This window comes from Microvirga calopogonii (assembly GCF_003347665.1).
Taxonomy (GTDB): Bacteria; Pseudomonadota; Alphaproteobacteria; order Rhizobiales; family Beijerinckiaceae; genus Microvirga; species Microvirga calopogonii.
This window is the reverse complement of record NZ_QDGA01000145.1, coordinates 1-10,794: the sequence shown is the minus strand read 5'-3', so window position 1 is coordinate 10,794 and position 10,794 is coordinate 1. Positions and strand designations below refer to the sequence as shown.

12 protein-coding genes are annotated in these 10,794 nt (G+C 61.6%); 9 read left to right on the top strand and 3 right to left on the bottom strand.

The window, feature by feature from the left end:
• The coding region (locus DDF70_RS33645) for an SDR family NAD(P)-dependent oxidoreductase (protein ID WP_114948894.1) at positions 1 to 536 on the bottom strand (536 nt) is incomplete at its 3' end.
• 422 nt (positions 537 to 958) lie between these two features.
• Complete coding sequence (locus DDF70_RS33635) at positions 959 to 1,225, bottom strand: hypothetical protein (protein WP_114948926.1); 267 nt, start codon at positions 1,223 to 1,225, stop codon at positions 959 to 961.
• 825 nt (positions 1,226 to 2,050) lie between these two features.
• Here DDF70_RS33635 and DDF70_RS33625 point away from each other — a divergent pair.
• The 4 genes from DDF70_RS33625 (at position 2,051) to nadC (ending at position 6,663) form a co-directional block, all read left to right on the top strand.
• Complete coding sequence (locus tag DDF70_RS33625) at positions 2,051 to 3,037, top strand: NUDIX hydrolase (protein ID WP_114948924.1); 987 nt, start codon at positions 2,051 to 2,053, stop codon at positions 3,035 to 3,037.
• Positions 3,038 to 3,193: 156 nt separating this feature from the next.
• Complete coding sequence (nadA, locus tag DDF70_RS33620; protein ID WP_114948923.1) at positions 3,194 to 4,186, top strand: quinolinate synthase NadA; 993 nt, start codon at positions 3,194 to 3,196, stop codon at positions 4,184 to 4,186.
• Between the two features lie 9 nt (positions 4,187 to 4,195).
• The gene (locus DDF70_RS33615; protein ID WP_114948922.1) at positions 4,196 to 5,791 is read left to right on the top strand and encodes an L-aspartate oxidase; all 1,596 of its coding nucleotides are present in this window, start codon (positions 4,196 to 4,198) and stop codon (positions 5,789 to 5,791) included.
• On the top strand, positions 5,788 to 6,663 hold the full coding sequence (gene nadC, locus DDF70_RS33610; RefSeq protein WP_114948921.1) for a carboxylating nicotinate-nucleotide diphosphorylase: 876 nt from the start codon (positions 5,788 to 5,790) through the stop codon (positions 6,661 to 6,663). The genes DDF70_RS33615 and nadC overlap by 4 nt, the downstream gene beginning before the upstream one ends.
• Before the next feature lie 42 nt (positions 6,664 to 6,705).
• On the opposite strand, the gene DDF70_RS33605 is transcribed toward nadC, so the two are convergent.
• Complete coding sequence (locus tag DDF70_RS33605) at positions 6,706 to 6,987, bottom strand: Rdx family protein (protein WP_114948920.1); 282 nt, start codon at positions 6,985 to 6,987, stop codon at positions 6,706 to 6,708.
• A 452-nt stretch (positions 6,988 to 7,439) separates the two neighbouring features.
• On the opposite strand from DDF70_RS33605, the gene DDF70_RS33600 reads away from it, so the two are divergent.
• The 5 genes from DDF70_RS33600 to DDF70_RS33580 all read left to right on the top strand — a co-directional run bounded on the left by DDF70_RS33600 (position 7,440) and on the right by DDF70_RS33580 (position 10,775).
• Positions 7,440 to 7,595, top strand: a complete 156-nt coding sequence (locus tag DDF70_RS33600; RefSeq protein WP_114948919.1) for a DUF1127 domain-containing protein — start codon at positions 7,440 to 7,442, stop codon at positions 7,593 to 7,595.
• A 244-nt stretch (positions 7,596 to 7,839) separates the two neighbouring features.
• The gene (locus DDF70_RS33595) at positions 7,840 to 8,268 is read left to right on the top strand and encodes an RrF2 family transcriptional regulator (RefSeq protein ID WP_114948918.1); all 429 of its coding nucleotides are present in this window, start codon (positions 7,840 to 7,842) and stop codon (positions 8,266 to 8,268) included.
• Between the two features lie 344 nt (positions 8,269 to 8,612).
• The gene (locus tag DDF70_RS33590; protein ID WP_245435755.1) at positions 8,613 to 9,257 is read left to right on the top strand and encodes an RBBP9/YdeN family alpha/beta hydrolase; all 645 of its coding nucleotides are present in this window, start codon (positions 8,613 to 8,615) and stop codon (positions 9,255 to 9,257) included.
• 164 nt (positions 9,258 to 9,421) lie between these two features.
• Positions 9,422 to 9,943: a flavin reductase family protein gene (locus tag DDF70_RS33585; RefSeq protein ID WP_114948916.1), complete on the top strand. Its 522-nt coding sequence runs from the start codon at positions 9,422 to 9,424 to the stop codon at positions 9,941 to 9,943.
• A gap of 133 nt (positions 9,944 to 10,076) precedes the next feature.
• Positions 10,077 to 10,775, top strand: a complete 699-nt coding sequence (locus DDF70_RS33580) for an IS6 family transposase (RefSeq protein ID WP_114948182.1) — start codon at positions 10,077 to 10,079, stop codon at positions 10,773 to 10,775.
• Positions 10,776 to 10,794 lie beyond the last annotated feature (19 nt).

Below are 10,794 nucleotides of genomic sequence, written 5' to 3'. Positions count from 1 at the left end.
TAGCCCGGCGCGATCACGTTGACGGTGACGCCCTTGTTGGCGTTCTCCTGCGCCAGCGCCTTGGCGAAGCCGATCACGCCTGCCTTCGCAGCGGAATAGTTCGCCTGCCCCATCTGGCCCTTCTGGCCGTTGATGGACGAGATGATGATGATGCGTCCGAAACCGCGCTCGCGCATGCCCTCGATCACGGGGCGCGTGCAGGTGAACATGGAATCGAGATTGGTGCGGATGACGGCAGACCACTGATCGTAGGTCATCTTGTGGAACATGCCGTCGCGGGTGATGCCCGCGTTGTTGACCAGGATGTCGACCGGGCCGAGTTCGGCTTCGACGGACCTGATGCCGCTCTCGCAGGATGCTGCATCGGAAACGTCGAATTTGAAGACCGGAATGCCGGTCTCCGTCTTGAACCGATTGGCGGCTTCGTCATTGCCGCCGTAATTCGCGGCAACCTTGTAGCCCGCGTCCTTCAAGCCTTTTGAAATCGCGGCACCGATGCCGCGAGTGCCACCGGTAACCAATGCAACACGCGCCATGCTGTTTCTTCTCCCTATTGAGCCGATGATGGGTTCTACTGCGCCCTGACATCGCGGCCTGGCGCCTCTTCGATCGGCCTGGAGCCATCCGCACCAATCATCCGCGCTTGACACACTTGCGCTCCTGAAGCTGAACCCAGGCTTGCCAGTGCGGCCACCAGGAACCGGTATGCTCCCGTCTCGCGGGCCTCAAGCAGGAGGGCCTCTATCTTCTTGAGAGGAAGGTCTCCCTCTCGGTCTGAAGCGGCTCTCGGTCGGTCGACAATATCGACGTTGAACACGGGTTCTCCTCGTTCGACTCGACTTCATAATGGTCTGAAACGATCAAGGACTCTGCCAGCTCGAGCTGTCTGAGAGATAACAGACCTGGGCTCTGTCCTGTCAGCCCGTGGTCTGGGAAATGGACGCCCGTCACGGGAAGCTCACGAGCGTCGAGCCACGGCACTGCGCCCGAAGTTACTCTTGATCTCCGGATATCCCAGCCACCCGCACACCTCTTGAAGGGTCGGAAAGGAATGCTCGATTCCGATGAAAGGAGCAGGCCGCTCGCCCTCAGGCCGTTCCTCAATCAGCTCGGCTGTCCAGACCGTATCGCCGCGCGATCCGCTGCGCACGACGCTGCCGATAATTTCGTCCTCGAGGAGAAGGTCATAAGCTCCAGGCGCGAGCTGGATGAGGCTGTAGCTCATGCGGCCCCCCTCGCTGGCCGGAGTTCTTTGTCAATCCACTCATGGGCTATTGCGATCACAGCCTCGCGACCGGGCGCCATAAACAAAGTCGGGCGCTGTTTCGGCAAGGCTACGAAGGCGATCCAGTCGACACCGGTCTGGCTCAATCTAACCTGATAGCCACGGTGCTCCAGGACTTCAGTTTCTACAGGACAGGAAGTATCAGACATCGCGCGGCCCGTCGGAAATCTCGCCAAACCCTGATGCGGCAACGCCGGGCTACCTCTGGTGCCGGTCTGCAGCCACCAGCGATTTGGGCTCGGGTTTTCTGCTCTAGCCATCATCGCATCCCAGGCGATTCAAACAGGGCAGCCGTTGTCAGCAGCGCAAGTTTGTTGGAGGAGCGACAATCTCCAGAGACACGATCCAGCAGGGCAAAGACCGCGCAAGCCAATTACAAGAACCGGAGCAAATGAGAAATCCAATTTTGCTAATGTAATCGATTGCGCGATTTGGTTTCCGATGTTTTAGTTCAGACTGTGCCAGGAAAGTCACAGTAACCGGGCGTTTAATACGCATTTCAAATAATAAAATAGGCGATTCTCCATAAGTGTACTGGAAAGTCTGCTCGGTCATGGAGCCTCGCAGCAAGGAGAGTTCGCATGAGACGCATCAACCCGGGAAAGGTCCGAAGGAACCGGCAACAGTGCTGACCATTTGCCAAAACCGGCTGCAGAGCACCCCGGATGGCCTTGACCTGAAGCACGCGTTTGTCACGCGAACTGCAGCTGATATGGTAATGTGACTGTTAGCCGAACCCGGCGCTCCGCATCTCGTAGAGTATCCATGGCGTCCCCACCCTCCCCCCGGCAACTGAAATCTCCGGTACAGTTTGCTGAACTGTCAGTCGATCTCAGTGCCGTCATCATGGCGGCCACACCAGAAGAGCCGCGGGTGCTCACGGTCCACTTCGAGCCGCAGCGCCTCGACTCCCTGCCGTCCGGGCCGTTGCAGTCGCAGCACCGGACCCTGGAGGTGGGGCTGAGAACCTGGGTGGCGGAGCAGACTCAACTCACGCTGGGCTATGTTGAACAGCTCTACACATTCGGTGACCGGGACAGGGCTGAAGCCCATGACCTGCGAGCCGGGCATACCCTGTCGATTGCTTACCTGGCTCTCGTACGGGAGGCCCGTCCCGCCGGAATGGCTCATGCGGCCTGGCGGAACTGGTACTCCTATCTGCCGTGGGAGGACTGGCGTGACGGCCAACCTAAGGCGCTCACAGTCATCAAACCTGCCTTGAAGGCTTGGGCCAAGGCCGGCGGCAAATCCCTCCACTCATTGCGGGAGGAACGCATCGAGCTCACCTTCGGGTTCGAGTCGGGGGATTGGACCGATGAGCGAGTGCTGGAACGCTACGAGCTGCTCTACGAGGCCGGTCTCGTACCGGAGGCTCTCCGCGACATACAGCCGCCGCCCGTCTCGCCAAAGGGGTGGCCGGCCCTTGGTCAGCCGATGGCCCTCGATCACCGGCGCATTCTGGCGACAGCCATCGGCCGCCTGCGGGGCAAGATCAAGTACCGGCCCGTCATCTTTGAATTGATGCCAGCCTCGTTCACGCTGCTGGAACTGCAAAAGACTGTGGAGGCGTTGTCCGGTGTGCGCCTGCACAAGCAGAATTTTCGTCGTCTGGTGGAGATGCAGGGCCTGGTGGAAGAGACCGGAGAAGTCGCCACCGAGACCGGTGGTCGCCCCGCCCGCTTGGTGCGCTTCCGGCGCGAGGTGTTGGTCGAGCGCCCGGCGCCCGGTGTGCGACTCTCCCGCTTACGATGATGTATCATTGCACAAATTCGGGTTGACGCATCCTTATACTCGCGGATAGCATAAGTCGTATGCTGGCTATGCAGCCGGCTTTATTGTGCTCTCACAATGCTCAAATCGAGCATTACCGTGCCGAGATAATGCTCTTGGTGAGTATAGGAGCCTGCCGTGTCTGCTGCTGCTTCAACAGTGTCCCTTCCCCTGCCTGATCTTTACGCCCGCGTCCGGCATCACGTTCCGGCCATGGAATGGCCGGTCTTCGCAAGTGACATTGCGGCGATTCTCGCACTCAAGCGCGAGCACAACGCGGTCATCCTGGCCCACAACTATCAGACGCCTGAGATCTTCCACACGGTGGCCGACATCGTCGGCGATAGCCTGGCTCTGGCGCGTGAGGCGGTGAACACGGATGCCGACGTGATCGTTCTCGCCGGGGTGCACTTCATGGCCGAGACGGCCAAACTCCTTAATCCTGGCAAGACGGTGCTCATCCCGGATGCCGAGGCTGGCTGTTCGCTGGCCGAGTCGATCACGGCCGAGGATGTGCGTCAGCTCCGGGCGCGCCATCCGGGTGTGCCTGTGGTCACCTATGTGAACACCTCGGCTGCCGTGAAGGCGGAATCGGACATCTGTTGCACCTCGGGCAATGCGAAGAAAGTCATCGAGTCGCTTGGTGTCGACCGCGTGATCATGCTCCCGGACGAATTCCTGGCCCAGAACACGGCCGCTCAGGTGCCTGGCATCGAGATCATCACCTGGGCCGGCCATTGCGAGGTGCACGAGCGCTTCACCGCCGACGACATCCGTGAAGTGCGCCAGAGCTATCCGGATGTGGTGGTGCTGGCCCACCCTGAAGCGCCGCCGGAGGTGGTGGCGGAGGCGGACTTTGCTGGATCGACCGCCGGCATGGCCGACTTTGTCGGCGAGAAGCGTCCGGCCCGCGTCGCTCTCGTGACCGAGTGCTCGATGAGCGACAATGTGGCGGCTTTTTATCCCGAGGTTGAGTTTGTGCGGCCCTGCAACCTGTGCCCGCACATGAAGCGCATCACTCTCCCTAAGATCCGGCAGGCTCTCGAGCAGCGCCGACACGAGGTCACGATCGATCCGGCCGTGGCCGAGCGGGCACGCCTGGCCGTCGAGCGCATGCTCGCCGTTCGCTGAGGGCTCGTCATGACATCAACCCATCCGCGCGACCGTGTCGTGGTCGTGGGTGGCGGCATCGCGGGGCTGGCGACAGCCCTGCACCTGGCGCCGCTGCCCGTGACCTTGCTTGTTGGCGCGTCACTCGGAGAGCAAGCCTCTACGCCGCTGGCGCAGGGTGGCATTGCGGCCTCTCTCGGAGCCGATGACGCCCCTGCCCTGCATGCGGCCGATACCCTGCAGGCGGGAGCTGGCCTCAGCGAGCCTGACGTTGCAGTGCGTGTCGCAGCCGCCGCGCCCTCGTGTATCGAGTGGTTAGTTGCTCAAGGCGCCGCTTTTGATCGAACTGCGTCAGGGGATGCCCTGATCCTGGGCCTGGAGGCCGCGCATTCGCGCCGGCGGATCGTTCACGCGGACGGGGATGGAACCGGCCGATCTGTTCTGGCGGCGCTCATCCATGCCGTCGGGACGACGCCCTCCATCCAGGTTCTGGAGAACCATCACGTCATCGATCTAACGCTCGACGCCAATGGTGCCGTGGCCGGCGTGGACTGTGCCCCCTGGGGATCGGACGGCAGCCACGAGACCGTCCTGATCCCCGGCCGGGCTGTGGTGCTGGCGACAGGCGGGATCGGTGGGCTCTATGCGCACACCACCAATCCTCTTGGTGCCCAGGGCGACGGGCTGGCGCTGGCCGCCCGCGCAGGGGCGGTTCTGCGCGATCTTGAGTTCGTTCAGTTCCATCCTACGGCGATAGCGGCTGGTCTCGATCCGATGCCGCTGGCAACCGAGGCCCTGCGCGGGGAAGGAGCGGTGCTGACCAATAGCCGCGGCGAGGCTTTCATGGAGGACATTCCCGGAGCCGAGCTGGCGCCGCGCGATGTCGTCGCCCGTGCGATCTTTGCCCAGATCTGTGCGGGTGAGCGCGTCTTCCTCGACACCCGGTCTGTGTTAGGGGAGCGGATCACCAAGAGATTCCCGGGCGTGACGGCGCTGTGCCGGGATGCCGGCCTCGATCCGGTGCGTGATCCTATTCCGGTGCGCCCTGCCGCTCATTATCACATGGGTGGGATCAAAGTGGATGATCGGGGACGCAGCTCGGTCGAGGGGCTCTGGGCCTGCGGCGAGGTCGCGTCGACCGGCCTGCATGGGGCAAACCGCCTGGCGAGCAATTCGCTCCTCGAGGCGCTGGCCTATGCCGCCTGGGTTGCAGAGGACATTAAAGGGACGGCAGGTCAGAGGCTAACGGAACGGTTCGTCGCACCGCCTCTTGGTGTGCGGCATCTGCCCTTCTTAGCTTGGCATGCTCCGAACCTGCAGCGGATCCGATCAGTTATGGATCGGCAGGTTGGCGTGCAGCGCGATATTGCCGGATTGCATGACGCCATCGGGCGCTTGCGTGCGCTCATGCGCAATGGGAGAGCGGCCGATGAGCCTGCGGCGGCCATGGTCAGCCTGATGATCGCCGTGTCGGCTTGTCGCCGGAATGAGAGTCGGGGTGCTCATCAGCGGCTCGACTACCCTGAACTCGGGCCGGTACAGCATACCGAGATCACCCTCGATCAGGCGCTGCGCCTCGCGGCTGAGATCGATGAGACAGCCGCACCTGCCAGGAGAGTTGCATGAAGCCGATTGTCACCCCGCAGGATGTCTTGTCCCCGCTCCCTCGCCTGCTGCTGGAGCCCATTGTACGCGCGGCGCTGCTCGAGGATCTGGGCCGGGCCGGGGACATCACGACCGATGCCGTCATTCCAACCGACGCCAGATTGCGCGGCACCATCGTAGCCCGGGAGCCAGGGGTCGTCGCGGGCGTGGAGGCGGCGCATCTCGCCTTCACCATGATCGACCCTGCGGTGGTGGTCGCGATCGATCGACCTGACGGCAGCCGTGTGGACCGCGGAGTGGCTGTGCTCCGGCTGGACGGTCCGGCCCGGAGCATTCTCTCAGCGGAACGTGTGGCGCTTAATCTGCTCTGTAGGCTGTCGGGCATCGCAGCGGCGACGGCGGCTCTCGTCGAAGCCGTCCGTCCCCATGGCCATGCCCGGATTGTCTGCACGCGCAAGACCACACCAGGACTGCGCGCGCTCGAGAAGCATGCCGTCCGTGCCGGCGGAGGCGCCAACCATCGCTTCGGGCTCGATGATGCCATTCTGATCAAGGATAACCACATCGCCATTGCCGGAGGCGTCAGACTGGCACTGGAGCGTGCCCGTGCCGCTGTCGGCCACCTCGTCAAGGTTGAGATCGAGGTCGATACCCTCGATCAGCTGGATGAGGTGCTGGAGATCGGTGCCGACGCGATCCTGCTTGACAACATGACCCCGGACACCCTCGCAGAGGCAGTGCGGCGGGTGGACAGGCGCGCCGTCACGGAAGCCTCCGGGCGGGTCACGGTGGCCACGGCGCCTGCCATCGCAGCGGCGGGCGTGGATCTGATCTCCACCGGCTGGATCACGCACAGCGCGCCCATCCTCGATCTTGGGCTGGACGTGGCCTGAGACCACTGGATCGGATAGATCATCCGATGCCGCTGGCGAGTGCTACCGGTCACCGTGACCGAGGCTTCGTCCAGGATCCAACCGGTCGCGGACGCGCTGCTTCAGGATCTTGGCCTCGGGAAAGCCACCGTCGATCTTGCGATCCCAAATGATCTCACCCTCATAGGCGATCTGAAACATTCCGCCGGTGCCCGGCACGAGGGCGACTTCGCCGAGATCGGTTCCAAAGGTCGACAGAAGCTCCTGGGCAAGCCAGGCTGAGCGCAGAAGCCACTGGCACTGCGTGCAATAGGTGATGGTGATCCTGGGGCCTGACTTGTCCATCACGCCACTTCAAGAGCCTGCGGCACCAATCGTCAAGAGGCGCAGCCTGCCCGTTTTTCCGACACCTGCGGTTGGCCGAGCCGGTCCGACTTGCCACACGAGACGTGCCATGCGGTGACTGACCGAGTCGGAGGGAATGATGACTTCGTGGAATCTGAGATCAGGTAAAGCACGCAGTTCGCGCCCGCCGCGTCAAGATGATGCGGCTTTGGCATAGCACAGACGCGGCAACCGGGACGAGACCCGGCGGAGAATATCATTCTCCGTACCGCAGCTCTGAACCCCCATAACGCATCTGATGAACGGCTGATGACGAAAACATGCGTCATGGGCATGGCTGCCTTATTTTTAGCAGCACTGCTGATTTTCGCATCGCACACGTATGTATGTTGCGCTGCACACAAGCCATTGCAGATGGCAGATCTCACGCGAGCGATTGAGAGGAACTCTAAATGTTTGTGTCCCACATTCTTGCGAAGATCCACGCTTACCTGACGTATCGCGCAACCGTCAACGAGCTGTCCAAGCTCTCTGATCGCGAGCTCGATGACCTTGGCATCAGGCGCTTTCAGATCGAGAGCGTCGCGCGACGCGGCGTCAAGCCCTGATACCCTCTTGGATCGTAATGCACACGTGCGTCCGCCTTCAGCGGGCGCTTTCGTCAGCAATGACGTGAGGCGGAATGGGCGTGCATGAGGAGTGAGGCGGCTAATCGCGGGCCATGTCCGCTGCTGCCGGTTCGACCACAGTGATGAAGGATTTATCACGTTCAAAGCAGAGAATTCAAAATTCTTGTTGAACGAATGTTATCCGATAAAATCGAGATCATGTGGACGATGGCTGAGTGACAGGTTGCTAACCAACAAGGGCAAATACGGGCTCAAAGCGATGATTCATCTCGCGCGGCTCGATGACGGAGAGACGGCTCCGGTCGCAGAGATCGCCCAAACGAACAAAATCCCGAAGAAATTTCTGGATGCCATCCTGCTGGATCTGCGCAATGCCGGCATGCTGAGAAGCAAGAAGGGTCCGGGCGGGGGCTATGCCTTGGCCAAGCCGGCCCGAACCATCAAGGTTGGAGCCGTCGTTCGCGCACTTGAGGGTCCGCTCGCGCCAATCGCATGCGCCAGCCGATCCGCATTCCGCGCCTGTGACGATTGCGGCAAGATCGAGCAATGTCCGGTCCGTTTGATCATGAGCGATGTGCGCGATGCCATCGCCTCAGTCGTGGATAACACCACGATTGCCGATCTCGCCAAACGCACCCCCTCACGTGATTAGACCCAGGAAGCCGAACCCGCATAATACGATTTGGCGCAGCTCTACCAGATAGATTTCCCGACGCTTGGGGCTCCGGCATCTTCAGCGAATTGGGTTGTGAGCAGGCCAACCGCGACTCTTGCCATGAGCGCTGTTGCGCTCGCACCCCTCGGCATCAAGCCCTTCGTGGCGACACGGCCTCAGCGGTCAGTAACCCCCTGTGGTGCGTTGGTATCGAGGCGAGACGCGAACCCGTTCGGTCGTCAAACTGAGATGAGCGATAGCTTTCAGAAGAAAATTCTCTGGCTGAACCATAATCATGATAGCTGTTCCATCATGCGTCCTGAATTTGACAGAGCGTTTTATTGACCGCTTTTGCCATGAGCCTGATACTTCTCGGCGACAAAGGAAGATCGGCTATGACAATTCTTATGGTTCCCGGCTTCAACAACTCCGGGCCGGAACATTGGCAGAGTCGCTGGGAAGCTACGTTGGACCACGTCGAACGGGTGCAGCAGGAGCACTGGGATGCGCCGGAACTCGACATCTGGCTCGCAGTCCTGGCACATCACGTGAAAAGTCGGCCGGGCGCCATTCTGGTCGGCCACAGTCTCGGAGCGACCTTGATTGCCCATCTCGCGCTGCGCCATCCGGATCTGGACGTCGGCGGTGCGCTGCTGGTGGCCCCAGCCGATCCAGACGTGCGGCGCTCTCGCGTGCCTGGGATCGGCTCGTTCGGCCCGTTACCGATTGAGCCGCTCGGCTTTCCTGCCATCCTGGTGGCCAGCCGGACGGATCCCCACATGGCGCAGGATCGGGCCCGTATCGTCGCCAATTTATGGGAAGCAGCCTTTGTCGATGCCGGAGAGGCCGGGCACATCAACGTTGCCAGCGGCCACGGTGCCTGGCCGGCAGGGCTCCGTTGGCTGAGCCGCCTGCAGGTCAGGCAGCGTGCCATCGCGCAACCGCCCCTGTCGCGGCCGTCGACCAGGGCGAGACATTCTGCATGAAACCTGAGCGAGACAGGATTCGAGCGGCCTTCTGTCGAGCGCCGCAAAACAGTCCAAAGTGCGATCGCCATCAACTCGTGGGCTATCGCACGGAGTAATGATGCCAAGCGAAATGGACGTGTCTCAGCTGCCCTGTTGCAACCTTTTGGAATTCCGTGACGATTATGACGATAACCACCAACTCGACCTCGCTGCTCCCAATCGACGTCAAGACGTTCTGGCAGACACTCGCTCAGAGGGCGACAGGCATAACCATTGTGACCGCTCATGGGGATGACGGCCCGGCCGGGCTGCTGGGGCTCTCGGCCGCACACGTGACCGCCAACCCGCCAACGGTCCTCATATCCATTGACAAGACGACGACAGCGCTCGGCGCGATCCTCTCGCGTCGCCACTTCGCGGTGAACTACCTGCCGGCGGGAGCAGATGCTGTCGCAGACGCATTCAGCGGTAAAGCGGGCCTTTCAGGGGCCGATCGCTTCCTCGACGGCCAGTGGGACACCTTGGTGACCGGCGCCCCAGTGTTCAAAAATGCCCTCGGGGCCTTCGACTGTGTGGTCGATGATGTTATCCCACGTGGCGACACGTCGATTGTGATTGGCCTTGCTGTTGCCTCGCGCGTCGACGCCTCACGTTCGCCGCTTGTCTTCTTTCGAGGAGCGATGCGGAGCGATCTTGGCGAATGATCACCGAGCTTGATCGGTGCCCGCGGAAGGTGCTCTCAATGTCGATCTCGCCCTCCCCGCTCACGCTGTGGACGGCACTGTTGCGGTAACCTCGGCAGTATAATCCAGAGCGGCCAATCGAGGAGCCGCCCTGTTGTCTTTGTTCAAGCGCCGCCGTTTCCCAGTCGAGATCATCCTGCTGTGCGTGCGGTGGTACTGCAAGTACGGCATCAGCTATCGCGATCTGGCTGAGATGATGTCCGAGCGCGGTGTCAGCGTTAATCCAAGCACGATCTTTCGTTGGGTCCAACGCTATGCCCCGGAGATTGAGAAGCGGATGCGACCAAACCACGGGCCTCGCTCAGGTTCGTGGCGAGTGGACGAGACCTATGTCCGAGTGGGTGGGCACTGGCGGTACTTGTTCCGAGCGGTCGACAAGCACGGTCGTCTGATTGCCTCCATGCTGTCCGGCCGGCGTGATACTGGAGCCGCTTATCGCTTCCTGCGCAAAGCCCTTAAGGCGATGAGCGATTATCCGCCGTCCTCGATCACGACCGACAAACTGGCATCCTATCCGAAGGCCATCCGACGCCTGCAGGACGAAGGGCTGCTGCCGCAGGATGTCGAACATCGCACCTCGAAATACCTCAACAACATCCTCGAGGCGGATCATGGCGCGCTCAAGCGGATGATCCGGCCGACGCGTGGCTTCCAGACGATGAAGACAGCCTCCGCCACCATCGGAGGTTTCGAAGTCATGCGCATGATCCGCCGCGGTCACTGCGTCCAGCGAAAACGTCAGGCGACAGGCGAAGTCCGTCTCATTAATCAGCTCTTCGGTCTAGCAGCCTGAATGACCCGCCCGACGGCGT